Origin of the sequence: Nocardioides sp. LMS-CY, from assembly GCF_018732145.1 — a bacterium.
GTDB classification, from domain to species: domain Bacteria; phylum Actinomycetota; class Actinomycetes; order Propionibacteriales; family Nocardioidaceae; genus Nocardioides; species Nocardioides soli.
In genome coordinates this window covers 2,345,495-2,371,603 of the sequence record NZ_CP076104.1, presented here as the reverse complement: position 1 = coordinate 2,371,603, position 26,109 = coordinate 2,345,495, and the positions used below count along the sequence as shown (strand labels likewise).

The 26,109-nt window shown below is 73.1% G+C and carries 18 protein-coding genes; 9 read left to right on the top strand and 9 right to left on the bottom strand.

The annotated features are described in order from the left end of the window. The first annotated feature begins 34 nt into the window (after nt 1-34). The 4 genes from KM427_RS11430 to KM427_RS11415 are packed head-to-tail and all read left to right on the top strand — an operon-like array spanning nt 35 to nt 6,679. Entirely contained in the window at nt 35-1,822 is a 1,788-nt protein-coding gene (locus KM427_RS11430) for a hypothetical protein (RefSeq protein ID WP_215527258.1), read from the top strand. Continuing rightward, a complete protein-coding gene (locus KM427_RS11425) occupies nt 1,819-3,684 on the top strand; it encodes a hypothetical protein (protein ID WP_215527257.1) in 1,866 nt (621 codons plus the stop codon). Before KM427_RS11430 ends, KM427_RS11425 begins: the two co-directional genes overlap by 4 nt. After that, nucleotides 3,681-4,865 (top strand): acyltransferase family protein, encoded by a 1,185-nt coding sequence (locus KM427_RS11420; RefSeq protein WP_215527256.1) that lies wholly within the window; start codon nt 3,681-3,683, stop codon nt 4,863-4,865. The genes KM427_RS11425 and KM427_RS11420 overlap by 4 nt, the downstream gene beginning before the upstream one ends. Next, nucleotides 4,862-6,679: a hypothetical protein gene (locus tag KM427_RS11415; RefSeq protein WP_215527255.1), complete on the top strand. Its 1,818-nt coding sequence runs from the start codon at nt 4,862-4,864 to the stop codon at nt 6,677-6,679. The genes KM427_RS11420 and KM427_RS11415 overlap by 4 nt, the downstream gene beginning before the upstream one ends. Here KM427_RS11415 and KM427_RS11410 read toward each other — a convergent pair. Continuing rightward, on the bottom strand, nt 6,595-10,746 hold the full coding sequence (locus KM427_RS11410) for an alpha-(1->3)-arabinofuranosyltransferase domain-containing protein (protein ID WP_215527254.1): 4,152 nt from the start codon (nt 10,744-10,746) through the stop codon (nt 6,595-6,597). The genes KM427_RS11415 and KM427_RS11410 overlap by 85 nt on opposite strands. Beyond that, nucleotides 10,746-11,507, bottom strand: coding sequence for a class I SAM-dependent methyltransferase (locus KM427_RS11405; RefSeq protein ID WP_215527253.1), 762 nt, complete (start codon nt 11,505-11,507; stop codon nt 10,746-10,748). Before KM427_RS11405 ends, KM427_RS11410 begins: the two co-directional genes overlap by 1 nt. A 44-nt stretch (nt 11,508-11,551) precedes the next feature. Here KM427_RS11405 and KM427_RS11400 point away from each other — a divergent pair, with 44 nt between their 5' ends. Next, nucleotides 11,552-12,733: a glycosyltransferase family 4 protein gene (locus KM427_RS11400; protein ID WP_215527252.1), complete on the top strand. Its 1,182-nt coding sequence runs from the start codon at nt 11,552-11,554 to the stop codon at nt 12,731-12,733. A gap of 21 nt (nt 12,734-12,754) precedes the next feature. Here the strand turns inward: KM427_RS11400 and KM427_RS25720 are convergent, their stop codons facing one another. Genes KM427_RS25720 through KM427_RS11380 form a run of 5 tightly spaced genes read right to left on the bottom strand, consistent with a single transcriptional unit; the run spans nt 12,755 to nt 17,652 of the window. Beyond that, a complete protein-coding gene (locus KM427_RS25720) occupies nt 12,755-12,886 on the bottom strand; it encodes a hypothetical protein (RefSeq protein ID WP_286674385.1) in 132 nt (43 codons plus the stop codon). A gap of 55 nt (nt 12,887-12,941) precedes the next feature. Further along, nucleotides 12,942-14,630, bottom strand: a complete 1,689-nt coding sequence (locus KM427_RS11395; RefSeq protein WP_215527251.1) for an MmpA family trehalose lipid delivery protein — start codon at nt 14,628-14,630, stop codon at nt 12,942-12,944. Nucleotides 14,631-14,644: 14 nt separating this feature from the next. Next, on the bottom strand, nt 14,645-15,400 hold the full coding sequence (gene dprE2, locus KM427_RS11390; RefSeq protein WP_215527250.1) for a decaprenylphospho-beta-D-erythro-pentofuranosid-2-ulose 2-reductase: 756 nt from the start codon (nt 15,398-15,400) through the stop codon (nt 14,645-14,647). A 40-nt stretch (nt 15,401-15,440) separates the two neighbouring features. Continuing rightward, entirely contained in the window at nt 15,441-16,790 is a 1,350-nt protein-coding gene (gene dprE1 / locus KM427_RS11385) for an FAD-binding protein (protein ID WP_215527249.1), read from the bottom strand. Further along, complete coding sequence (locus KM427_RS11380; RefSeq protein WP_252275287.1) at nt 16,783-17,652, bottom strand: decaprenyl-phosphate phosphoribosyltransferase; 870 nt, start codon at nt 17,650-17,652, stop codon at nt 16,783-16,785. The genes dprE1 and KM427_RS11380 overlap by 8 nt, the downstream gene beginning before the upstream one ends. A 75-nt stretch (nt 17,653-17,727) precedes the next feature. Here KM427_RS11380 and KM427_RS11375 point away from each other — a divergent pair, with 75 nt between their 5' ends. Beyond that, nucleotides 17,728-18,954, top strand: a complete 1,227-nt coding sequence (locus KM427_RS11375) for a lipopolysaccharide biosynthesis protein (RefSeq protein ID WP_252275284.1) — start codon at nt 17,728-17,730, stop codon at nt 18,952-18,954. 161 nt (nt 18,955-19,115) lie between these two features. On the opposite strand, the gene polA is transcribed toward KM427_RS11375, so the two are convergent. Next, nucleotides 19,116-21,797 (bottom strand): DNA polymerase I, encoded by a 2,682-nt coding sequence (polA, locus tag KM427_RS11370; RefSeq protein WP_183590324.1) that lies wholly within the window; start codon nt 21,795-21,797, stop codon nt 19,116-19,118. Between the two features lie 42 nt (nt 21,798-21,839). Here polA and KM427_RS11365 point away from each other — a divergent pair, with 42 nt between their 5' ends. Further along, on the top strand, nt 21,840-22,283 hold the full coding sequence (locus KM427_RS11365) for a PaaI family thioesterase (RefSeq protein WP_215527248.1): 444 nt from the start codon (nt 21,840-21,842) through the stop codon (nt 22,281-22,283). A gap of 111 nt (nt 22,284-22,394) precedes the next feature. Here KM427_RS11365 and KM427_RS11360 read toward each other — a convergent pair whose 3' ends face one another. Beyond that, entirely contained in the window at nt 22,395-22,967 is a 573-nt protein-coding gene (locus KM427_RS11360; protein WP_215527247.1) for a GNAT family N-acetyltransferase, read from the bottom strand. Between the two features lie 109 nt (nt 22,968-23,076). Between KM427_RS11360 and KM427_RS11355 the strand changes: the two genes are divergently transcribed. Further along, nucleotides 23,077-23,823 (top strand): DUF554 domain-containing protein, encoded by a 747-nt coding sequence (locus tag KM427_RS11355; RefSeq protein ID WP_215527246.1) that lies wholly within the window; start codon nt 23,077-23,079, stop codon nt 23,821-23,823. A gap of 145 nt (nt 23,824-23,968) precedes the next feature. Continuing rightward, on the top strand, nt 23,969-25,324 hold the full coding sequence (locus KM427_RS11350; protein WP_215527245.1) for an ABC transporter substrate-binding protein: 1,356 nt from the start codon (nt 23,969-23,971) through the stop codon (nt 25,322-25,324). The last annotated feature ends 785 nt before the right edge of the window (nt 25,325-26,109 follow it).

Below are 26,109 nucleotides of genomic sequence, written 5' to 3'. Positions count from 1 at the left end.
ACTTCTCGGCTTCCCGATGTGACATAGTCCCGGCGTGCCGCGCCGCCCCGACCGCTTCCTCGTGCTCGGCGCGCTCCTGATCGCCGGTCAGCTCGGGGTGCGCGCCTGGGCCCTGTCGGGGTCGTGGTTCTACTTCGACGACCTGGCGTTCATGTCCCGGGCGATGAACCAGCCCTTCGACGCCGACTACCTGCTCGAGTCGTACGGCGGCCACCTGATGCCGGCGGGCTTCGCCGTCGTCCGGCTGCTGACCGACTGGGCGGCGTACGAGTGGTGGCCCTGGGCGCTCACGCTGCTCGTGCTCCAGGCCGTGGCCGCGATCGGCTTCTTCCGGCTACTGGTCTCGATGTTCGGGCGGCGACCGTTCGTGCTGGTGCTGCTCGCGGTCTACCTGTTCTGGGTCTTCACGCTCTCCGCCGGCATCTGGTTCGCCGCCGGCATCAACCAGCTCCCGCTGCAGATCGCGCTCGGGTTCGGGCTCACGGCGCACCTGGCGTACCTGCGCACCCGCCGGACCCGCCACCTCGTGGCCACCCTGCTGTGGACCGTCTTCGGCCTGCTCTTCTACGAGAAGACGATGATCCTCTTCGGGATCTACGCCCTGGTCGCCCTCTGCTGGTTCGGCACCGGGAACACGCCGGTGCGACTCCGCGGACTGTGGGACCGCTACCGGCTGGGCATCGTCGCGCACGGCCTGGTCGCCGCCGGCTACCTCGCCGCCTACGTGCACTGGGGACTGGACTTCGGTCTCGAGGAGTCGGCCGACGTGGCGTGGGGTCCGATCGCCTGGAACCTCGTGGGCGTCGCGCTGTCCGCCGGCCTCGTCGGCGGCCCGATCACGTGGCAGGCCCTGAACGTCGGCTCCCTGGCCGACCCGTCCGACCTGCTCCTGCTGGCCTCGTGGGCCGGCGTCGCCGGCACCGTCGCGTACGCCGTCTTCAGCCGGGTGCTCAGCAAGCGCGCCTGGTCGCTGCTCGGCTTCACGATGCTCGCCAACGTGGTGCTGCTCGCCAGCGCCCGCGCGGCGATCGTCGGCCCGGAGATCGGCCGCGAGTACCGCTACCAGACCGAGTCCGCCGCGGTGGCCGCCCTCTGCCTCGGGCTGGCCTTCCTGCCGCTGCGGGGCGCCGTCGAGCAGAACGCGCCGCGCGCAGGCGTACCCCGCAGCTACGAGGGCCGCGCGTTCGTCGGCGGCGTCGCGCTGGTCGTCACCGCGCTCGCGCTGGTCTCGACCGTGCGCTACGTCGACCTGTGGCAGAGCCGCAACGACTCCCCCGAGTTCTTCCGCAACGCCCGCACCACCCTCGCGGCCGCCCCCGAGCACCCCGTGCCGCTCGTCGATCGCGGCATCCCCCAGACCCTGCTCTGGTCCTTCCGCTTCCCCGAGAACTCCTACCGCCACGTGCTGCGGCCCTACGCCGACAAGACGTCCTTCCCGCGCTCGGCGGTCGACGAGCTGTTCATCCTCGACGACGACGGCCGCCTGGCCCCGGTGACCATCGACCCGGCCCGGTCGATGAAGAGGACCGGAGGGTGCGGCTACCGGCTCGAGGACGACACGACGACCATCCCGCTCGACGGCCCCGTCCTGGGCGGCGGGTGGTGGATCGAGATGAGCTACGAGGCTCCGCGCGCGACGTCGCTGACCCTGACGGCCGGCGAGGAGATCCATGACCTGGAACTGCCGGCCGGCGAGCACGACGTCTTCGTCCAGGCGGCCGGTGAGTTCGACGAGGTCGAGCTGAGCGACTACCCGCGCGGGAGCGACCTCTGCGTCACCGACCTCGTGCTCGGGGCCCCGGTCCCCGACTCGTCGTCATGACCTGGTCGCGGCGCGGCATCCTCGTCACGGCCGTCGCGATGATCGCCGCCCAGCTCGCCTTCCGGGCCTGGGCGACCTACGGCTCCTGGTACCACTACGACGACTTCAACTTCATGGCCCGGATGGCCGGCGCCGGCCCCAGCCCCACCGCCGCGCTCGAGCCCTACATCGGCCACCTGATGCCGGGCGGGATGTACCTCTCCTGGCTGGCCGACGCCCTCGCGCCGTACGACTTCCGGGTCACCGCGACGATGCTGCTGGTGCTGCAGGCCGGCGCCGCCGCGGCGCTGCTGTGGATGCTGGTCCGGATGTTCGGGTGGCGTCCCGGCATCCTGCCCCCGCTCGCGTTCTACCTCTTCAGCGTGATCACCACCCCCGTGGCGATCTGGTGGGCGGCGGGGGTCAACCAGCTGCCCTGGCACATCGCCCTCTTCGCGGGGCTCGGCACGCACGCGACGTACCTGCGCACCCGGCGGCTGAGGTACGCCCTGCTCACGGTCGCGTGGTCGGCGTTCGGCCTGGCTTTCTTCGAGAAGACGATCCTGCTCTTCGGCGCCGTCGCGTTCCTGGCGCTCGCCTACTTCGCCTCCGGCACCCTGGGAGTGCGGGCGGTCACCGTGCTGCGCACCTACGCGCGCGGGGTCGTCGTGTACGCCGTGGCGCTCGGCGCCTACCTCCTCGCCTACGTGACCACCGCGCTCGACTTCGACCCCGGCGCGGCCACCGACGGCAGCCTGGCCGAGGTCGCGTGGAACATGGTGGGCCGCGGGTACCTCCCGTCCCTGGCCGGCGGCCCGCTGCGGTGGCACTACCTCGACCAGGCCGCCTTCCCCGACCCGGTGAGCGCGGTGCGCTGGGCCAGCGTGCTCGCCGCGGGGCTGGTGATCTGGGAGATCCGGCGGGCCCGCACCCGCAGCCTGCGCGCCTGGCTGCTGCCGCTCGGCTTCGTGGCGGCGAACATCCTGCTCGTCACCGCCGGCCGGGTGACCTACCTGGGCACGATCGTGAGCCTCGACTACCGCTACCAGGGCGAGCTCGCGGCGGTGACGGCGATCGCGCTCGCCCTGGCGGTGCTCCCCGTGCGCGGCGCCGTCGAGCCCGTGGAGGTCCGCCGGCCGAGCGCGCTGCTCGACCATCCGCGCCGGGTGGCCGTCGCGGTCGTGGTGCCGGTCGCGCTCGCGCTGGCCTCCTCGACGCTGTTCGTCCGGCACTGGCAGACCCATGACCCCGGTCAGGCCTACTTCGCCCACCTGTTCGCGGCGCTCGACGCGGCCACCGAGCCGCTGGTCCTGGACGACACCACGGTCCCGGAGGTCGTGATGGGCGCCTACTCCTATCCCGACAACACCCTCAGCCACCTGCTGACGGCGTACGGCAAGGACGTCTCGTTCCCGGACGCCGCGATCGACGCCGTGGCCACGGTCACCGACGACGGCCGGGTCGTGCCGTCGGTGATCACCCCGCTGGAGCAGGCGCCGCCCGGCGACGAGCAGGACTGCGGCTATCGGGTCGCCGACCGGCCGCGCACCATCCCGCTCAACCCGACCGGGCTCGAGCCCGGCCCGGAGGCGCGCTGGAACGCCCGCTCCTGGGTCCGGATCGGCTACCTCAGCAGCGGCACCAGCCCCGTGTCCGTCGAGGTCGGTGGTGAGACGATCTCCGCCACCATCGTGAGAGGACTCCACGCCTTGTACGTCAGGACCCCACTCGTCGCCGACCGCGCCGCGCACGAGCCCGTGGGCAGCGTGACGATCTCGGGCCTGACCGGCGACGCCCAGCTGTGCACCGACGACGTCACCGCCGGTCCTCTCGCGCCGGCCGACCCGGCCGGCGCCGCCGACGGCGACGGGGCCGGCTCATGACGTTCCAGGACCGCTCGTTCCCGACCCTGAACGCCGTGCGCGCGATCGGCGCGATCATGGTCGTGCTCACCCATGCCGCCTTCAACACCGGCCAGATCAACCACGGCTGGATCGGCGCGGCCCTGGCCCGTCTCGACTTCGGCGTCACCCTGTTCTTCGTGCTGTCCGGTTTCCTGCTGAGCCGGCCGTGGTTCCTCACCGCCGCCCTGGGCCGGCGCGCGCCGTCGACCCGCCACTACCTGTGGAAGCGGGCGCTGCGGATCCTGCCGCTCTACTGGGCGGTGGTCGTCGCCGCGCTCGCCCTCGACCCGGCGAACGACGGCTCGAGCTGGGAGGTCTGGCTCCGCAACCTCACCCTCACCCAGCTCTACTGGCCCGAGCTGCTGCCGAGCTCGCTCACTCAGATGTGGAGCCTGTGCACCGAGGTCGCCTTCTACGTCGTGCTGCCGTTCCTGTGCTGGTGGCTGACCTGGCAGCCCCGGCGGGGTGGGCACCGGCTCGAGGTGCGGTCGGTGCTGCGCCGGGCCGGAGTGCTGTTCGTCGCCGGCGTCGCCTGGCAGGCGGTCGTCGCCCAGGTCCCGGGTCACGAGGGCCACTACGCCCAGTGGCTGCCCGGATACCTACCGTGGTTCCTGGTGGGCGTGTGGTTCGCCGCGGTGTCCGCCAAGCTCGCGGTCGAGCCCGGCGACCACGTGCTGGAGCGGCTGGCCCGCGACCTGCCCGGGTGCTGGATCCTGGCCACCGCCGTCTTCGCGATCGCCTGCTCGCCGCTCGCCGGGCCGCGGCAGCTGCTGGTCCCCGGCGGCTGGGAGGCCGGCTCCAAGGTGGTCCTGTACGCCGTGGCGGGCGCGCTCTACGTGCTGCCGCTGGTGTTCGGGCCGGAGCGTGAGGGGTGGGTACGCACCCAGCTCAGCGGTCCGGTGCTCTTCTGGCTGGGCGAGATCTCCTACGGCATCTTCGCGATCCACATGCTCGTGCTCAACGCGGTGTTCGCGGTGCTCGACATCCCGATCTTCACCGGCCGCTACCTCACGGTCGCCGGGGCCACGCTGGCGGTGACGATCGTCCTCGCGACGGCGTCCTTCTACCTGTTCGAGAAGCCGATCCTGAGGGCCAAGAACATCCGGTACTTCAGCCGGATGGACCGCGAGGCACGACCGATGGGGGCGACGGTCCGGTGATCGGCAGCGGCGCCGGGCGCGCCGCCCGGCCGCAGCGCAGCGCCGGGCGCGGCGTGCTGCTGGCCGGCCTCCTGGTGGTCGCCGTCGCGACCGCGTTCCGGGCCTGGCAGCTCCAGGGGGCCTGGTTCTTCTACGACGACTTCTACTTCATCCAGCGGGCGCTGGACGGGCCGCTGACCTGGACCTACCTGGTCGAGCCCTACAACGGGCACCTGATGCCCGCCGGCGCCCTGCTCACCTGGCTCAACGCCCACGCCGACGCCATGTCGTTCGCCTATCCGGCCGTGCAGATCATCGTCGGCTTCGCGCTCACCGGCCTCGCCGCGCTGCGGCTCGTGCTGCGCCTCTTCGGCGTGCGGTGGGCGGCGCTGGTGCCGCTGGTGCTGTTCCTCTTCTCCCCCTTCCTGATCCCCGCCACGATCTGGTGGGCCGCGGCGGTCAACCAGGTGCCGATGCTGCTCGCGGTCATCATGGCGCTGTCGTCGTTCGTGGCCTACCTGCGCTCGCCGCGGTGGCCGGCCCTGGTCGCCACGTTCGCCTGGATGGCCGTCGGCCTGCTGTTCGTCGAGCGGACGCTCACCGGCTTCGTCGTGCTCTGGCTCGTCGCGCTGCTGTACTTCACGGAGGGCACGTTCCCCGACCGGCTGCGCCAGCTGTGGAACAGGTACCGCGCGGCGGTCGTCCTCCAGGTGGTCGCCGTCCTCGTCTACCTCGCGGCGTACGCGCCCTTCGCCCTCAACTTCGACGCGGGCTCGGTGCGCAGCCGCCCGCTGTTCGGGGTGCTCCGCGACCTCGCGGGCGTCGCCTTCCCGATCGGCGCGGCCGGCGGCCCGCTCGACTGGCAGGTCTCCGGCGTCACCCAGAGCGAGGTGCACCCCTCGCAGCTGCTGCTCGTGCTCTCCTGGGTCGTCCTCGGGGTCGTGGTGCTCGCGTCGGGGATGACCCGGCGCCACGGCCTGCGGGCCTGGCTGATCCCGGTCGCCGGGCTGCTGGCCAACGCCGCGCTGATCGCGGTCAGCCGCGCCATCTACTTCGGCAGCGCGATCGCCCTGGACCTCCGGTTCCAGACCGAGTCGGCGCTCACCGTCGCCCTGGCCGCGGGCCTGGCGTTCCTGCCGGTGCCGGGCGCCCGGCAGTCCGCCGAGCCGCGCCCCGGCGCGACGTGGTCGATCACCCGGCCGTCGTGGGTGGTCGGCGGCCTGGTCGGCTATCTGGCGCTGGCGGTGGCGAGCACGGCGTCCTACCCGCTGCGGAACCTGACCGACACCAGTCCGGAGCGCTACTACGGCAACGTCGCCGCCTCGATGGCCGAGGACCCCGACGCGGTGCTTCTGAACCGGACGGTGCCGGACTGGCTGTGGGCGCCGCTGGCCTACCCCACCAACACCTACCGCCACATGTTCCCGATGCTGAGCCCCGGGCCGCAGGTGGCGACCACCGTGACCGACGGCGGCGCGGTGGTCGACGCGACCGGCCGGTTCCGCCCGATCACGTTCGTGCCGCAGCGGACCCAGCGGGCGGCCGTCGGCGCCGACGGCTGCTTCGCGCGGGCGCTCACGGCCCGCACGACGCACGTCCTGGACGGTCCGGTGCTCGGCCCCGACTGGTACCTGCGGCTGCGGTACGCCGCGGCTCGCGACACCGACGCCACACTGCGGATCGGCGACCGCACGGTCGACGTCCGGCTGGAGCGGGGGGAGCACACGCTGATCACGCCAGCGCCGGGCGCCTACGCGTCGGTCGACGTACGCGTGGCGTCCGGTACGGCGTGTCTCGAGCGCCTGGAGATCGGGGCGGTGCTCCCGGCCGGCTGACCGGCGGGCTGACCCGCGGCGGGACCGGCCGGACGACCGCCCACGGCCAGCCCGGCGGCGAGCAGGCAGACCGCGCCCAGGACCCATGCCTGGCTCCAGGTCGTCGCCCACGAGCGGTCCGTGAGGACGTCGACGCTCAGCGCCAGCGCCCCGCCGAGCACCGCGAGCCCGGCCAGCCACGCCCAGCCCTCGAAGGTCCGGCGCAGCACCCGCGCGACCACGAGGGCGAGCGCCGTGCCGCCCAGTCCCCACCAGCCCGCGAGCAGCGCCCCGGAGCCGAGGGCCACGACCACGTCGAGCAGCCCCACCCGACCGGTGCGCAGCCCCGGCGACTCCCGCCGTCCGCCTCGGCGCGGCCAGAGCGCCACGCCGAGGACGCCCAGGACCGCCAGCGCGCTGAGGCCGAGCAGCGCGACGAAGGGCACGGCCGGCCGGTAGGTCAGCTCGACCGTCGCCGCGCCGCCGGCCGGCAGCCGCCAGGCCTGCTTCCAGCCGTCCGTGCGGGTCGCCGACAGCTCCTGTCCGTCCAGCGTGGCCAGCCAGCCGGCGTTGACGTTCTGCGGCAGGGTGAGCACGGTCGCGGCGTCGCGCGCGGGCACGTCGACCGCGTCCGGGGTCCCGCGCGCGTCGCGGCGGACGGCGCCGCCGGACAGCGGCGAGCTCGGCTCGGAGCCCGCCGCGGCCAGCGTCAGGGTCTCGGCCCGCAGCAGCGTCGGGACGGCGAGGACCGAGGTGGGCTCGGCGTCCAGGTCCGCCTCCGTCGTCTCGCACAGCCGCAGGGGGACGCTCCTCCCCCGGATCAGGTCCTGGGTGCTGGCGGTGAGCGCCGTCTCCTGCACCACGCCCGCGACCCCGATCCGCGGGCCCGTCCCACACCGGAACCTGCGGGGCGTCGTCGCTCCGGGGTTCAGCGACTCGCCGTCGACCTCCAGCTCGGAGATGCCCGGCGGCAGCTCGACGAACTCGCTGCCCGACGCGGAGTAGGCGCGCTCGACCTCCCGCACCGTCAGGTCGAGCTCGTCGACGCGCCACCCGGGAACCCGGACGACGCCGTCCTCGACCGGCAGCACCCGACGCCGGTCGCCGGAGGTCAGCTCGACCCGCGTCGGCCGGGAGACGGGCGCTCCGTCGTCCACCGAGATCCGGAGCGCGTCGATGCGGCGCCGCTCGGGGAACTCCAGATGCACGGTCTCGCTCGCCGAGCGCGAGACCCACGAGGTACCGAGATCGCCGTCCGCGAGGGCGACGGGGCCCTCGGCGACGTCGCGCACGTCGGCGTCGCTGCTGACCCGGACGCCAGAGGCGAGTAGGTCGCTGGCGTCGACGGTGCGCCGCAGGGAGGCCGTCGCGGACAGCCGGTAGGTGTCGGCGAAGGAGAGCCGGAAGCGCCGGGCCAGCGTGTCGCCGTCCTCCCCCGACGCGACGAGCGCGTCGTCGCACGGGAACGCCGAGCCGACCTCGACGCAGGCGGCGCGCTCGCGGTCCCGCTGGAGCAGGATCGACGAGACCGGCATCCGCTGGTCGGGCGGCGGCAGGTCGAGGAAGCGCTGCGCCACGATGCCGGGCACCTCGACCTCGGCGAGCGAGAACGACCCCCCGAGGTCCGGGTCGGTCCCCGCGGCGGTGATCCGCAGGAGCGACGCGTCGGTGAAGCCGAGGGCGTAGGTGCGCGAGCCGCCGGGCTCGGGCGCCGGGACCAGCCGCGACCGGGTGCCGGACTGGAGTACGAGCTGGTCCACCGGTGCGGAGCCGGCCGCCAGCTTCACGCGCACCTGGGGCACCGGAACCGGCTCGACGAACCGCACCTGCCACCACTGCCCCACCGGCCGTACCTGTCGCGCCGAACGCCAGGCCGTGGCCGGGTCGTGGTCGAGGGCCGCGCCGGGATGGGTCCCGGGCTCGAGGGGCGGCAGTGCCTCGGCGTACGCCTGCGAGGTGCTCGCGTCGGCCGACGAGACGTCCCCGGCCCAGGCCTCGGTCGTCTGCCATCGGTCCTGGTCGCGCAGGAATCGATGCTGGTGCTCGGGTCCACGCAGCCGGTACGGCTGGATCGCGGGCATGGTGGCCGACTGGTTGGCGCGCACCGCGGCGAAGTTGACCTCGCGCCGCTTGTTCCCGTCGGTGAGGATCGCGCCGCCCTCGTCGCCGCGGACGTCGTCGGGCAGGACGAAGGGCCCCGCACCGAGGCCCGCGGCCGCCGTCTGGAAGCCGCTGCCGGGATCGCCCACGAGCGGGGGCGGGTCGTTGACCGTCATCGTGCGAGCGCCGGCGACCTCGTAGACGTCGACCGAGCCGACCTCCGCCGCGATGCCGGAGCCGGCCAGCACCCGGACGTCGCCCTCGGGTGTCTCGACCTCGTCCACCGGCGGGGCGCCGACCGTCGGCCCGAACGACCTCGCCAGCCGGATGCCCGGCGAGCCCGCCAGCGCCCGCTCGACGTAGGCGGGGTCCGGTGCGCCCGTCTCGAACCGGTCGAGGTCGTTGCGGACCACGAGCCTCCCGACGCCGTTGACGGCCAGCACCTCGGCGAGCGTGTCGCTGGGCCGGCCCGCCTCGACGGCACGTGTGACGGCGTCGAGGAACGCCACGTTGCCGGGTTGGGCGAGCGGGATGACGTTGCGGACCGCCCAGGGGCTGTCGGCCAGCCCCTGGAGGACGTCGTCGTGGACGTTGCCCCACGAGTAGACGCCGAAGCTCGAGGCCGGCAGCACCAGCGAGACCGTGCCGTCGTCGTGGTCGTGCAGGTAGCGCGCCACGTCGTACCAGTAGTCCGGCACCTCGACGACGCCCTCACGCGGTGCGATGCGGTCCTGCGCCCACGGCAGCGTCGTCGCGACCACGGCGAGCAGGGCCGCGGCCCACAGCGACCGGACCGCCCAGGTGGACGCGCGGTCCCGGCGGCCGCGGACCAGGGCGGGCAGCGTCGTCAGGACCTGGGCGAGACCGAGCATCAGCGGCACCCGCAGCACGACGTCGAACTTGTGCAGGTTGCGCAGCGGCGCGAGCGGGCCGTCGAGCAGCTCGACGCGCTCGCCGGCGAGGAAGCCGGAGAGGTCGCCGGCGTAGCCGAGGCCGACCAGCGCCAGGCCGACGAGCACGCCCCAGGTCAGGAACCTGCGGTGCGGGTTGCTCGCGAGCCCGACGCCGACGATCCCGAACGCCGCGATCACCGCGGCGTCGAGCATCAGGAACGGCGTGGTGACGAGGAACTGGCCGGCCGGGTAGTCGATGCCGGCGAAGTAGGCGACCCAGTCGGACTCGCCGATCAGGGTGCGCAGCAGGTCGGTGGGGACAGTGGTGACCGTCGCGTTCTCGATGTAGTCGAGGAACGGGACGCTGTAGCGACCCAGGAAGATCAGCGGCGTCCACCACCACATCGTGGCGAGCGCGGTGAACAGCGTCCACCAACCCAGGAGCGGCCACTTCCGCGGCCCCGGGCCGCGGGTCAGGATCCAGATCACCCCGAGCGGCAGCACGGCCGCCACGGCGACCGCGTTCACGCCTCCGCAGCACGCCACGACGAGGGCGCTGACGGCGGCGGCGCGGCGTACCGAGCCCTCCCGGCTGCCGCGGACCAGCGGGAGCAGCACCCACGGCGCGAGCGCCATCGGCCAGATCTCGACCGACGTCCCGCCGAGGAGCGTGGTGATCCGCGGCGTCAGCACGTAGGCGAAGGCCGCGACGACCTGCGTCAGCGGCGTGCCGAGGCCCAGGCGCTGGGCGAGCCGGACGATCCCGAAGAACGCCGCACAGAGCAGCAGGGTCCACCACAGTCGCTGGACCACCCAGCCGGGCAGCTGGAGGAGGTCGCCGAGCAGGAAGAACGGGCCCATCGGCCAGGCGTAGCCGTAGGCCTGGTTCTGGATCTGCCCGAACGCCGCGGACGGGTCCCACAGCCGCAGTGCGTTGCCCAGGAACTTCGCGGGGTCGGTGACCAGGTCGAACTTCGTGTCGGCGACCATCCGGCCCGCCGACTGGGAGAACGCGAGTGCGGCGAGGATCGCGGCGTACCCCCACATCCGCAACCGCGACGTGGCCAGCCCCCGGGGCGGGGCGTCGGGCGGCATCACGCCTTGCGCACCACGATGACGAGGTTCCAGGTGAGCAGCTCGCGCAGCACGGGCACCCGGACCAGCCCGTGGCTCCAGCGCGGGTGGTAGCGCGGCAGCACGTCGACGACCTCGCCCCAGGGCTGCGACCGGGCCCAGGCGAGCCCCTGGCGTACGGTCACCGGGAAGAGCGACTCGCCGTACCGGTTCTTCGGCTCGTGCCCGTGGCGGCGGGCGTAGCGCCGGCGCGCCCGAGCCCCGCCGAGATAGTGCCAGGGCGACGTCTCGTGCCCGCCCCACGGCCCGTACCAGAGCGTGTACGACAGGAAGGCGATGCCGCCGGGCCGGGTCACCCGCAGCATCTCGTCGGCCATCTCCCAGGGCCGCGACACGTGCTCGAGCACGTTCGAGGAGTAGCAGAGGTCGACCGCCCCGTCGCGGAACGGCAGCCGCATCCCGTCGCCGATGACGGTGCCCGCGGCGATGTCCCCGAGGCCGGACAGCTCACCGACGTCGGCGTCGAGGGCCCAGTACGTCGCACCGGCCTCGCGGAACGCGTCGCGGAAGTAGCCCGGCCCGCCGCCGACGTCGAGCACGGTGGCCCCGTCGAGGGCGAGGTAGCCGGCGAGCTGGCCGATGGAGTCGGCGGCGAGCGCGGAGTAGAAGCGCCGCGGGTCGGACTGCTCGACCCGGAAGTCAGCGAGCAGCCGGCGGGACCTGCGCAGGTCGGCCCGCCACGGTGGCGCGCCGGCGGACGCGGGGGTCGACCGGCTCAGCATGCGCGCACCCTATCCGAGGAGTGACTCGGTAGTAACCTCGCCGAGTGCCGACCTCCGACGCCGACGAGCTGACCGGCCGCCGCGTCGTCTTCCTGAGCTGGCGCGACACCCGCAACCCCGAGGGCGGCGGCGCCGAGAGGTACCTCGAGAAGGTCGCCGCGGGCCTGGTGGAGCGGGGCTGCTCGGTCACGATCTTCTGCGTCGCCCACTCCGGCGCGGCCCCCGACGAGACCATCGACGGGATCCGGTTCGTCCGCCGCGGGACGAAGCTCTCGGTCTACGCGCGGGGGATGTGGGCGCTGCTGCGCCGCGAGCTCGGACCGGTCGACGTCGTGGTCGACGTGCAGAACGGGCTGCCGTTCTTCTCCCGGCTGGTCACCCGCAGGCCGGTCGTCGTGCTCGTGCACCACGTGCACCGCGAGCAGTGGCCCGTGGTCTACCCCGGTCTCACCGGCCGGTTCGGGTGGTGGGTCGAGCGGCGCCTCGCGCCCTGGGTCTACCGGCGCGACCAGTACGTCGCCGTCTCGCGGGCCACCCGCGCGGAGCTGCGCGGGCTCGGCGTGACCGGCCCCCGGGTCGCGGTCGTGCACAACGGCACCGACCCGGTGGTGCCGGTCGAGGTCGACAAGAGCCCCGCACCGACCGTCTGCGTCGTCGGCCGGCTGGTGCCGCACAAGCAGGTCGAGCACGCCATCGACGCGGCGGCCGAGCTGGCCGTCGACCACCCCGACCTGCGGCTGCGCATCGTCGGCAGCGGCTGGTGGGAGGGCGAGCTGCACGACCACGCGCGAGCGCTGCTCGAGCGCGGGATCGTGGTCTTCGAGGGTCATGTCTCCGAGGTCCGCAAGCAGGAGATCTACGCGGAGTCCTGGGTGATGGCGCTGCCCTCCCTCAAGGAGGGCTGGGGCCTGGTCGTCGGGGAGGCGGCCGCGCACGGCACGCCGACGGTCGCCTACGCCGACGCCGGCGGCACCCGGGAGTCGATCATCGACGGCGTCTCAGGACTGCTCGCCGACGACCGCGCCGGGTTCACCGCCGCGCTGCGCGCCGTGCTGGAGGACGCCGGGCTCCGGCGCCGACTCGCCGACGGCGCACTGCGGCACAGCGAGGGCTTCACCTGGGGTCACTCCCAGTCGGCGTTCGCCCACGTCGTCGCCGCGGCGATCCGCGGTGAGCTGGTCACCGACCAGGACCTCCCCGAGGAGGGCGTGCGCTCCGCCCGTTGACCGGTCAGCGGGCCCGGGGCACTACTCCGTCTGGCCGTAGACCAGCGACGGGTTGGTGGAGTCGCCGGGCGACTGGGAGGGGGCCGCGGTCTGGTTGTTGACGACCCCGACGATCGTGGCGCCGGCGAGGCCGCCGCCGACCAGCAGGCTCACGCAGGTGATGAGAAAAGCTTGCACGTGGGGTTCCTCCCTCTCGGCGCAGACCGTATCACCTGCCCCGAGCGGAAGACCGGATTCCGGAGCGCCGTAACCGGAACGTGTTCCACCCGGCCGCGACGAGCAGGCCGGTGTACGCGGACCAGGCCACCGTGACCGCCGCGACCCACCCGGCGGAGGGCTCCCGCACGTCGACGGACCCCGCCAGGCGGACCACCTCGACGTCGGGACCGTCGTGCAGCACCACGCCCGCGAGTGGGGCGTCCTGCGTCGGCAGCGCCGGCACGCCGTGCTCGCGGGCGACCATCGCGATGCCCAGTCTCGTCAGCGCTGCCGAGCGCGCCACCTCGGTCGGCAGTGCGAGCGCGGCGTACACCTGCGGCGTCCGCGGGTCCTCGCCGGCGAGCACGAGCGAGTCGACCGCGAGCTCGTCGTTGACGACGTAGTCGGGCTGGAGGTAGCGCGGCAGCGGGTCGAGGACCGTGCGGCCGTGGTTCCAGGCGGGTGCGCGGAAGCCGCTGAAGGGCAGCACCAGCAGGTCCCCGTCGGGACGCTCGCTCAGCGCGGCGCGGGCCGCGGCATAGTCGTCGGGATAGTCCGCGGGAGCCATCGTCCCGAGGAGGCCCCAGGCCGCGCCGGGCAGCAGCGCCAGCGGCGCCAGCACCGCACCGATCGCCACCACCGGTCGCAGCCCGGGGATCCGCAGTCTCCGGACCAGGCGCTCGCAGCCCGCGGCGACCAGCACCACCACGAGCGGCACGCACAGGGCGAGCCAGCGGGCACCGTCGCGGAGCAGCCCGCCGCCCGGCACGTGGGCCGCCAGCCAGCCGATGGCGTCCGGCGCGAGCCAGGTGAGCACGGCCAGCAGGTAGCCCGCGACCCAGAGGCCGGCCAGCGCACCGCAGGTGCGGGCGCCGAGCCGCCGCCACGCCGGGCGCAGGCCGTACGCCGCCGCGGCGGCCAGCAGCCCGGTCGCGACGATCCCGAGCGCGAGCACGTCGCGGCTGCCCGGCACGACCTGGGCGTTCCAGATCCCGCCGAGGGTGAGGGCCGCCAGCGGCGCGGGGAGCCCGTCGCCGTTCAGGGCGAAGACCGAGCCGGTCGAGTCCGACGTCGCATCGGAGGCGTGCAGGAGCCCGGCGACGACCCAGGGCGCGTTGGCGGCACCGACCAGCACGAGCAGCGTCGCGAGGGGCCGGCGCCGGCGGGTGGCGGCGACCGCGAGCAGGACCGCGGCCGACATCACCCCGGCGTTCGCGCTCAGCGACCCGACCAGCAGCAGGAGCGGCAGCGCGGCGCCGACCCGCGACTCGTCTCGGAACCGAGCCCCCGCCAGCACCAGCCACGGCAGCGCCGCCCAACACAGCAGCACCGGCCAGTGCCCGATCCACAGCCGCTCGACGACGAACGGGCTCCACACCGCGACGCTGACGGCGACCGAGCGCGCCACCAGGCCCGGGCCGGCCAGGCGGGCGGCGCCGAGGCCGCCCGCGGCCAGGCAGCCGAGCAGCACCGCCTTCTGCAGCAGCATGCCGGGCACGACCTCGTCGGCGAGCGCCACCACCAGGTCGGAGGGGACCGCCCGGGGCAGCGCCGGCCCGAGCCCGAGGAAGTCGCCGCGCACCGCGAGGTCGGGCACCCAGACCATGTCGTAGGTCAGCAGGTAGCCCGCCCCGAGCGCGGGCCCGAGCAGGAGCACGGCGAGCAGCACCGCCCACAGGTCCGGGAGGAGACGCCGCACGGTCGGACCCATGGTCAGATCGGCAGCCGGCGGAAGAGCGAGCGCGGCACGTGCCGCAGGCCGGACATGACCCCGCGCATCGCGGCCGGCACCCAGATCAGGTCATCGCCCGAGGCGACCGCCTTGGTCACCGCGCTCGCGACCTGCTCGGCGCTCACCGACAGCGGTGCGGCGTCGCGACCGGCCGTCATCTTGGTGTGCACGAAGCCCGGCCGGACCACGAGCACCCGGGCGCCGCTGCCGCGCAGCGCCTCGCCGAGGCCGAGATAGAAGCCGTCCATGCCCGCCTTCGACGCGCCGTAGGCGAAGTTCGAGCGCCGCACCCGCTCCCCCGCGACCGACGAGAGCGCGACGATCACCCCGTGGCCCTGGCGGCGCAGCCGGTCGGCCAGGCAGACGCCGACGCTGACGGGCGCGACGTAGTTGACCTCGGCCAGGTGGACCGCGGTCTCGTGGTCCTGCCAGGCCCGCTCCTCGTCGCCGAGCACCCCGAAGGCGACCACCGCCACGTCGATGTCACGGCCGGGCGCGACCGACTCGACGAGCGCCGGGTGCCGGGCGGTGTCGGTCGCTTCGAAGTCGATGGGCTCCACGACGCACCCGAGCTGCTCGAGCTCCGCGGCGGCCGCGTCGCGGCGCGGGCCCGGACGGGCCGCCAGCACGACGTACAGGCCGGGCTCGTGGGCCCACGACCGGGCCAGGGCGAGGGCGATGTCGCTGGTCCCGCCCAGGAGAAGGACGGTCTGCGGCCGGCCGAGCGCGTTGATCATGGGTGCCTCTCGTCGGGTCGGGATCACGGTCGGGTCGGGGTCAGAGGTGGAGGCGGCGGGCGAGGTCGGACTGGAGGCGGCGCTGCGGGTCCAGCCGGGCCCGGAGCTCACGGAAGTCGCTCGCGCGCGGGTACATCGCGTCGACGATCTCAGGTCGCAGCCGGGCGTCCTTGGCGAGGTAGACCCGACCGCCCGCCGCGACCACCTGCTCGTCCAGGCCGGCGAGGAGGTCGGCCAGGTCCGGCCGCGCCGGGGTGTCGACGGCGAGCGTCCACCCAGCCCGCGGGAAGGACAGCCAGCCGGGGCTGCCCGGACCGAACCTCTTGAGCACCGCCAGGAAGGTCGGGTGCCGGTCGGCCGCGAGCCGCTCGAGGATGCGGCGCACGACGTCGGCGTGCGCCTCGGGGACGGCGAACTGGTACTGCACGAAGCCGCGCGGGCCGTAGAGCCGGTTCCAGCCGGCGACGCCGTCGAGCGGGTGGAAGAACGCGGAGACGTCCTGCAGCTCGTCGCTCCGCCAGCGGGGCGCCTTGCGGAACCACAGCTCGTTGAACGCGCGGACCGTCGCGGCCCTCACCAGCGAGGTCGGCGGGGTGAGCGGCACCGTCAGCCGGGGGTCGCGCGGGAGCGCGAGCGGGTCCCGGGCGGCGCGGCCGGACAGCTGGTCGCGGCGCGCGTGGTCGCCGCGCGAGAGCACCGACCGGCCCAGGGATCGGCCTCGTGCCTCGGTGTCGATCCACGCGACGGAGTACCCGAAGCGGGCGTCGCCCTCGGCCATCTCCCGCAGCACGGCGTCGAGGTCGGGGAGCCGCTGCGTGGTGACGGTGAGGTAGCCGCTCTCGACCGGGATCGTGCGCAGCACCGCGGCCACGATCACCCCGGTGAGCCCCATGCCGCCGACGGTCGCCCAGTACAGGTCAGGGTCGGTGTCCGGGCCCACGGTCCGGGTGGTGCCGTCGGGCAGCACCAGGTCGAGGGAGACGACCTGCTCGCCGAAGCTGCCGGTGACGTGGTGGCCCTTGCCGTGTACGTCGGCGGCGATCGCGCCGCCGACGCTCACGTAGCGCGTTCCGGGGGTGACGGGCACGAACCGGCCGCGCGGCAGCAGGTGCCGCATCAGGTCGTGCAGGCTGGTGCCGGCCGAGACCCGTACCGATCCGTCCGGCCCGGGCTCGTCGATCCAGCCGGGCAGCGGCGCGAGGACGTCCCCACCGGCGTTCTGCGCGGGGTCGCCGTACGAGCGCCCGAGCCCGCGGGCGATCAGGCCGCGCGGCCCGGCGTCGCGCAGCAGCCGCGCGACGCCGCTGGCGTCGGCCCGGCGCAGGGACGCGGCCGTCGGGGCGGTCCGGCCCCAGCCGGTCAGCACGACGTCGGTCGCGGGCTCAGCCATCGAGGACGCCGACCGTGAGGAGCACCAGCCAGACCACGCCGATCCCCTGGAGAACCCGGTCGCGCCAGACGATGTCCTCCGGCTCGGCGGCGGTGCCCGCGTCGATGTCGACGGCGTAGCGCAGCAGCGCACCGACGAACGGGATGATCGAAAGCGCGTGCCACGGCAGCAGCTGCCCGGCGTTCGAGTTGCCGAACGCCCAGAGGCTGTAGCCGGCGATGGTGACCGCGGCCGCGGCGCTCCACACGAACCGGAGGTACGACGCGGTGTAGCGCACCAGCGAGCGGCGGGTGCCCGCCTCGCTGCCGAGCGTGTGCAGCTCGGAGTAGCGCTTGCCGGCCACCATGAAGAGGGAGCCGAACCCGGCGACGAGCAGGAACCAGTCGGAGATCTCCAGCGACGCGGCGAGGCCACCCGCGACGGCGCGCATCAGGAACCCCGCCGCGACCAGGAGCAGGTCGATCACCGGCTCGTGCTTGAGCCAGGCCGAGTAGACCAGCTGCACGGCGACGTACGCGAGCACCAGGGCGACGAGCTGCCACGTCGTCGTCAGCGCGAGCGCGGCCGCCGACACGGTGAGCAGGACGGCGGTCGCGACGGCGGTGGTCACCGACAGCTCGCCGGCAGCGATCGGGCGGTGCCGCTTGCGGGGGTGGGCGCGGTCGGCCTCCCGGTCGACGCAGTCGTTGACGAGGTAGACGGCCGACGACGCGAGGCAGAAGGACACGAAGGCCACGAGCGTGGCGCCGAGCACCCCCGGCTCGCCGATGTCGCCGGCTGCCAGCGGGGCGGCGACCACCAGCACGTTCTTGACCCACTGGCGCGGGCGCATGGAGCGCGCGAGCGCGGCGGCGGTGGTCACGGCGGTGAGTCTAGGAGGATCCCGGCCCAGGGCGCGGTACGGCGAGCGCGGCCGCGTCGCCTACGCTTCCCTCCCGTGAGTGTCGCGTCGCACCGGCTGGCCGCCGTCTTCCGCGGCGGCGGCTCGATCGCGATCGCGATGGGCGTTATGAACGTCGCGACGTACGCCTTCACGATGATCGCCGCGCGGCTGCTCGGGCCGCGGTCCTACGGCGCCTTCGCGTCCCTGATGGCCGCCCTGCTGGTGATCGCGGTGCTCCAGCTCGGCCTCCAGGCGACGGCCGCACGGCGCATCGCCGCGGAGCCCGAGCACGTGGCGCAGATCGAGAAGACGGTCCTCGGCGTGACCTACCGGGCCGCACTGGGCCTCGGTGTCGTGCTGCTGGTGCTCACGCCCGTGCTCAACCAGGTGCTCCGGCTCGAGAGCCTGGCCACGGCGGCGCTGATCTCGGTGGTGTCGATCCCGTTCACCGTGATGGGCGGGCAGGCCGGCGTCCTGCAGGGCGAGCGGCGCTGGGGTGCGCTGTCGGTGGTCTACCTGCTGAGCGGGGTCCCCCGACTGGTCATCGGCACCGCGCTGATCCTGTGGCAGCCCACCGAGACGGTGGCGCTGGTCGGCGTCGGCCTCGGTGCCTGCGCTCCGGTGGTCGCGGGCTGGTGGTTCCTCCGGCGCCCGCGGGACGTCGGCGCGGGCTCGGCGGACCACGGCTTCCGCAACGTGATGCGGGAGATCCTGCACAACTCCCAGACCCTGTTGGCGTTCTTCGCGCTCTCCAACGCCGACATCGTCGTCGCGCGCAACGTGCTCGACCCGCACGACGCCGGCCTGTACGCCGGCGGCCTGATCCTGACGAAGGCCGTGCTGTTCCTTCCCCAGTTCGTGGTCGTCGTCGCGTTCCCGTCGATGGCGACGATCGGCCAGGCCCGCCGAGCGCTGACCGCGAGCCTGAGTCTGGTGCTCGCGATCGGCCTGCTCGTCGTGCTCGGCGCCGCCCTGCTACCCGACCTCGCACTGGTGTTCGTCGGCGGCAGCGACTACCGCGAGATCGGCGATCACCTGTGGATCTTCGCGCTGCTCGGCATCGTGCTCGCGATGCTGCAGCTGCTGGTCTACTCGGTGCTGGCCCGCCAGGGACGACGCTCGGTCTACCTGGTCTGGGCGGCCCTGGCCGTCATGGTCGGCGTCGGGCTCACCTGCTCCTCGCTGCGCGGGCTGCTGACCGTCGTGACCTGCACCGACGCCGCCCTCCTCGCCGTGCTGCTGGTGGTCAGCCTGCGCGTCGTCCGGCCGGCAGAGAGGTAGCCGACCGACTCACCAGCGGTGAGCCAGCAACCCTTCCGGCATCGGATCCGGTTGCCTGCTCACCGCCGACCACCGACCACCCCCACCAGCGGTGAGCCAGCAACCCCTTCCGGCACGACCCGGTTGCCTGCTCACCACCGACCGCCGACGGCGGCGTCGCCTCAGTGCGCGGCTTCGTGCCAGCTGCGGCCGAAGCCGACGGAGACGTCGAGCGGCACGGCGAGCTCGGCCGCACCGCCCATCTGCTCGCGCACCAGGGTCTCCAGCGCCTCCTGCTCGCCGGCAGCGACCTCGAACACGAGCTCGTCGTGGACCTGCAACAGCATCCGGGACCTCAGACCGGCCTCGGCGATGGTGCGGTCGACGTTGAGCATGGCGACCTTGATCAGGTCGGCCGCGGAGCCCTGGATGGGCGCGTTGAGCGCCATCCGCTCGGCCATCTCGCGGCGCTGCCGGTTGTCGCTGGTCAGGTCGGGCAGGTAGCGGCGCCGGCCCATGATGGTCTCGGTGAAGCCGGTCTTGCGGGCCTCCTCGACCACGCCCGCGAGGTAGTCGCGGATGCCACCGAAGGTCTGGAAGTACTCGTCCATCAGCCCGCGCGCCTCCCCCGGGTCGATGCCGAGCTGCTGGCCGAGCCCGAACGCCGAGAGACCGTAGGCGAGGCCGTAGTTCATCGCCTTGATCTTGGCGCGCATCTCGACGCTGACGTCGTCGGCCGGCACGTCGAAGACCCGGGCGGCGGTGATCGAGTGAAAGTCGCGCCCCGACTTGAACGCCTCGATGAGCAGGTCGTCCTCGGACAGGTGGGCCATGATCCGCATCTCGATCTGGCTGTAGTCGGCGGTCATCAGCGACTCGTACTCGCCGCCGGCCGCGCCCTGCCCGACGACGAAGGCCTCCCGGATCCGCCGGCCCTCCTCGGTGCGGATCGGGATGTTCTGCAGGTTGGGGTCGGTACTGGAGAGCCGGCCGGTCGCAGCGATCGTCTGGTTGAACGTGGTGTGGATGCGCCCGTCGCTCGCGACCGTCTTGAGCAGGCCCTCGATGGTCTGCCGCAGCCGGATCACGTCGCGGTGCCGGAGCAGGTGGAGCAGGAACGGGTGCTCGGTCTTCACGTAGAGCGCCTGGAGCGCGTCGGCGTCGGTGGTGTAGCCGGTCTTGGTGCGCTTGGTCTTGGGCATCCCGAGCTCGTCGAAGAGCACCACCTGGAGCTGCTTGGGCGAGCCGAGGTTGATCTCCTTGCCGATGACGGCGTACGCGTCGTCGGCGGCCTTGCGCACCTCGGCGGCGAAGTGCTGCTCCAGGCTCTGCAGGTGGTCGACGTCGACGGCGATGCCGGTGCGCTCCATGTCGGCGAGCAGGTCGACCAGTGGGAGCTCGACCTCGGCGAGCAGCCGGGTGCCGCCGCGCTCCTCGAGCTCGTCGTCGAGCGCGGCGGCCAGGTCGAGCACCGCCCGCGCGTGGAGCATCTCGACCTCGCCGGCCGACTCGGTCTCCAGGCCCAGGCTGAGCTGGCCGTCGTCGGCGCCACCCTGCTTGAGCTCACGCTTGAGGTAGCGGACCGTCAGGTCGGCGAGGTCGTAGGACCGTTGATCGGGCCGGGCGAGGTACGCCGAGAGCGCGGTGTCGCGGGCCAGACCGGCCAGCGGCAGCCCCCAGGCCGCGAGCGCGAGCATCGGGCCCTTCGCGTCGTGCAGCACCTTGGGGCGGTCGGCGTCGGCGAGCCAGGCACCGAGCGCGGCCTGGTCGGCAGGGTCGAGGCTCTCCGCCGAGACCCACGCCGCGGCGCCGGCCGGGGTCGCGAGGGCGAGGGAGTCGACGTCGCCGGTGCCCGAGCCCCAACGGCCGGTCAGGTGCAGCCCGACCCGATCGCCACTCGCGGCGTGCTCGGCGAGCCAGCCGGCCACCTGGCCCGCGGCGAGCACGGACCCGGCGAGCTCGAAGCCGGAGTCGTCGATCTCCTCCTCGGAGGTGAGGGTCTCGAAGAGCCGGTCGCGCAGCACCCGGAACTCGAGCCCGTCGAAGAGCGTGTGCACCTCCTGGCGGTCCCAGGGGCGCACGGCCAGGTCGGCCGGGGCCTTGTCCAGCGGCAGGTCGCGCACCAGGGCGTTGAGCTGACGGTTGCGGATCACGTCGCCGAGGTGCTCGCGCAGCGCCTCGCCCTTCTTGCCGGTGATCTCGTCGGCGTGGGCGATGACGTTGTCGAGGCCGTCGTACTGATTGATCCACCTCGCGGCGAAGCCCTGGCCGACACCGGGGACGCCGGGCAGGTTGTCGGAGGTCTCCCCCACGATCGCCGCGAGCTCGGGGTAGCGGGCCGGCGGGACGCCGTACTTCTCCTCGACGGCGGCCGGAGTCATCCGGGCCAGGTCGGAGACCCCGCGCATCGGGTAGAGGACGGTGGAGCGGTCGGTCACGAGCTGGAGCGAGTCGCGGTCGCCGGTGAGGATCAGCACCTCCATCTCCGGGTCGTCGAGGGCCTGGGTGACCAGGGTGGCGATGATGTCGTCGGCCTCGTAGCCGTCCTTCTTCAGGAACGGGATGTTGAGCGCGTCGAGCACCTCCTCGATCAGCGGCAGCTGGCTGCTGAACTCGGACGGCGTCTTGTTGCGCTTCGCCTTGTACTCGGAGTACTGCTCCAGGCGGAAGGTCTGCCGCGACACGTCGAAGGCCACCCCCACATGGGTGGGCTGCTCGTCGCGCAGCACGTTGATCAGCATCGAGGTGAAGCCGTAGACGGCGTTGGTGTGCTGTCCGGTCGTCGTGGAGAAGTTCTCCACCGGCAGCGCGAAGAACGCACGGTAGGCGAGCGAGTGACCGTCGAGCAGCAGCAGGCGTGGCACCCTGCGACTCTAGCGGCGGCCACCGACGGGCAGGATGGCACCATGACCACCCCCGACGCGGACCCGCTGAGCATCGACGACTACATCGCCGCGATGCCCGAGGGCATGGGCGGGCTCAACCACAAGATGGGCATCCGGCTGACCGAGCTCTCGGCCGAGCGCGTGGTCGCGACGATGCCGATCGAGGGCAACACCCAGCCCTACGGGCTGCTCCACGGCGGCGCCTCGGTGGTGCTCGCGGAGACCCTCGGCTCGGTCGGCTCCGCGATCCACGCCCACCCCGACCGGCTGTCGGTGGGCATCGAGATCAACGCCACCCACCACCGCTCGGCGACCTCCGGCACGGTCACCGGCACGGCCACCGCGATCCACCTCGGCCGCACGACCGCGACGTACGAGGTGGTGGTCACCGACGAGCGCGGCAAGCGCGTGTGCACCTCGCGGATCACCTGCGCGCTGATGCCGCGGGAGCGGTACGCGGGGTGAGTGGTGCTGCGGGTCTTGGCTGTCAGCAGCCAGGACCCGGGCGACACGCCGGTGCGCGTCGGCGCGTCTCGCGGGTTTCGGCTGCCAGCAGCCGAAACCCCGTGGCCGCGATCAGCCCTCGGCCCCCGCCCGGCTGCGGCGTAGCGAGCGGCGGGCGGCGAGCACCTGGGTGAGCTGGCGACCGCCCGCGGCGGCCGGGCGACGGTGCGCGCTGAGCCGTCCGCGCACCGCGTGGGTCGTGGCGACCCGCAGCACGGCGTACGGTCCGAGCGCGATCCGGGCCATGAAGCGGTTGGCGTCCCGGGAGCCCGCGACGGCCGCGGTCGCGACGTGCGCGATGCCGAGCTCCTCGGCCCAGGCGACCGCGGCCTCCATCAGCGCGGTGCCGACCCCGCGCCGCCGGTGGGCCACGAGCACGTGCGGCGACAGCGCGCGGACCACGGGCTCGAGGTTGAGCGCCGACATCGTGGTGCGCTCGAGATGGACGGCGCCGGCGAACTCGCCGTCGTACTCGGCGACGACGATGCGCTGATCGTCGGAGTCCAGGACCGTGGCGATCACGGCCTCCATGTCGGCGACCTGGTCCTCGGGACCGGCCCTGCGGATCACGTCGCCCCACACCTCGGCGAGATGGGCGGCGTCCTCGGGGGTCACCGAGCGCAGCGACACCAGCAAGCGGCTCATCGCGACATGCCTATTCCGACCTCTCAGGCCTGCCGCGTCTCCTGTCCCCCGGTCGCGGCTCCACCGGTAGAGACTACGCTCAGCCTCCCCGTGATGTCAGAGGAGTCCCGTGATCCCCGGTATCGGCACCGTCGTGAACGTCGCCACCGTGCTGATCGGCAGCACGATCGGCGTGCTTCTCGGCAATCGGCTCCCGGTGCGCACTCGCGACGTCGTCACCGACGCACTAGGGTTGGTGACCCTGCTGATCGCGGGTACGTCGGCGATGGCCGTGCTCGACGACGACCTCTCCGACACGATCGGTGACAGCGCCCCGATGCTCGTCGTGCTGGGTTCGCTGCTCGTCGGCGGGATCGTCGGCTCGCTGCTGCGCCTGGAGTCGCGGGTGGAGTGGTTCGGCGGCTGGCTGCAGCGCCGGCTCTCGGGCGGGGCGAGCTCGGTGGAGCGGCACCGCTTCGTCGAAGGTTTCGTGGTCTCCTCGCTGGTCTTCTGCACGGGGCCGCTGACGATCCTGGGGTCGCTCGACGACGGGCTCGGCAACGGCTCCGAGCAGCTGTTCCTCAAGGCCGCGCTCGACGGCTTCGCCGCGATCGCCTTCGCCGCGTCCTTCGGGTGGGGCGTCGCGGCCAGCGCGATCACGATCGTCGTGGTCCAGGGCGGCCTCACGCTGCTCGGCCTCGCGCTCGGCGACGTCCTGCCCGACGCCCATCTCGCGGCGATCACCGCGACCGGTGGGCTGCTGCTCGTCGGGGTGGCCCTCCGGCTGCTGCGGGTGCGGGAGATCCCGGTCGCGGACCTGCTCCCGGCACTGCTCGTCGCACCGGTCCTGGTACAGCTCGTGGCCGCGTTTCGTTGACGGTTTCGGTGACGTAACGGTTCGCTAACGACAACGTGCCGTACATCACACTGCCCGGTAGCCGGTCCTACGGTGGCAGGGCTATGCCCGGTCTCTCGAGGACGGGCGCGGTGTAGTGCATCAACGCGACAGAAAGGTTCACCCCGTGAATCGATCCAGAACCGCCACCTGGGTGCGGCTGATGGCGGGCACAGCCGCGATCAGCTTCGTCCTGACCGCATGCGGCGACGACTCGAGCGACGAGCCCGAGGCAACCGCCAGCGACACTCCGTCGGCCTCCGAGTCCGCGCCGGCCGCGGACTCGTTCACCAACGACAAGTGCGCCGCCAACCAGACCAGCGCAGACAGCCTCCGCGTCGGCGGCATCCTGCCGCTCACCGGCAACTTGGCCTACCTCGGCCCGCCGGAGATCTCGGGCGTCGGGCTGGCGGTCTCGGACATCAACGCCGCCGGCGGCGTCGACGGCACCCAGGCGTGCCACGACGTCCAGGACTCCGGCGACTCCACCGACATGTCGGTCTCCACCGCGTCCGCCGGCACGCTCGTCGCGAGCAAGCCCTCCGTCGTCATCGGCGCCGCGTCCTCCAGTGTGTCCCTGAACGTCGTCGACACCTTCGCCGACAACAAGATCGTCCAGGTCTCCCCGGCCAACACCGCCGTCGACCTGTCCGGCTACTCGCCGTGGTACTTCCGCACCGCGCCGCCGGACGGCGTCCAGGGCAACGCGCTGGGCACCCTGATCTCGACCGACGGCTACTCGAAGGTCGGCTTCCTGGTGTTCAACGACACCTACGGCACCGGCCTGCGGAACGCGGTCGAGGACACCGTGAAGGGTGCCGGCGGCTCCTGCGTCTACGGCTGCAAGGGCCAGGGCGACGAGTTCCCGGCCGGCCAGACGACGTTCTCCGCCGAGGTCAGCGGCGTGCTCGCCGCCAAGCCCGACGCGATCGTCGTGCTCGCCTTCGACGAGACCAAGTCGATCATCCCCGAGCTCAAGGCTCAGGGTTGGGACATGTCGAAGGTCTACCTCTCCGACGGCAACACCGCGGACTACAGCGCGGACTTCGCCAAGGGCACCATGGAGGGCGCTCAGGGCACCATCCCCGGCGCGGACCCGGACCAGGGCTTCAAGGACCGCCTGGTCGGCTGGTACGAGGCGGCTGAGGGCACGAAGCTCAAGGACTTCGCGTACGGCGCCGAGTCCTACGACGCCACGATCCTCGCCGCGCTCGCCGCGGTCCGGGGTGGCGGCACCGACCCGCAGACGATCCAGAAGAACTTCGCGGCCGTCTCCGGCGCGGTGGACGGCGCCGAGGAGTGCAACACCTACGCCGACTGCGTCGCCCTGCTCGGGGAGGACAAGGAGATCCGGTACGCCGGTCCCTCGGGCATCGGCCCGATCGACGACGAGAACGACCCGTCGTCGGCGTTCGTCGGCATCTACACCTACAACGCCGACAACAAGAACGAGCTCACCAGCACCGTGGAGGGCCAGAAGTGATCTGCTGATCACCGCTGAGTTCTGCGAGAGGCCCCGGACTTCGGTCCGGGGCCTCTTGCTTGGTGGTGCCGTCCGAGCGGGAGGTTCGTCGGCCGACCGACGAACCTCCCGCTGAGATCCACCCCACTGCCCATGTCATCACCGGTCGCAGGTTCATCACGGGATGATGGTCAGGCCACGCTTCCCTCGATGAGCTGAGCCAGGGAGGCGCGACGTCGACCTCCTCCCTTGATGAACCGCCAACCGACCTGGGCACCGGGGCGCTCCTCCACCGGTGGTGGTGTCGAAGCTCGGGCCTGGCGGCCCTCACACCTCAACCACGGCGCCCCAACGCGGCCCAACGCGGCCCAACGCGGCCCAGATCCGACCATGGATCGGCGTCCAGTCCAAGAGGCGGCAACGAGTGCGCGGGAGGAGTCGTCAAGGGCCGGAGCGGCGAACGAGAACCCTGGACGAGGAGGACGCGCACCCACCCTGGCACCGGGAGGACGCCGGCACTCGCACGCGCGGGACAGGTGGTTTCGAGACAGGCGCTAGCGCGCCTTCCTCAACCACCGTGGGGCGCGCCTTCCTCAACCACCGTGCTCCAACGACGGTGGTCGAGGTGCGACGAGCATCAGCGAGGAGCCTCGAAACCACCATCAACGCCGCCGGGAGGACGCCGACACTCCCGGACGCGGGACAGGTGGTTTCGAGACAGGCGCTAGCGCGCCTTCCTCAACCACCGTGGGGCGCGCCTTCCTCAACCACCGTGGGCGCGCCTCCTCGACCACCGTCACCGCCGA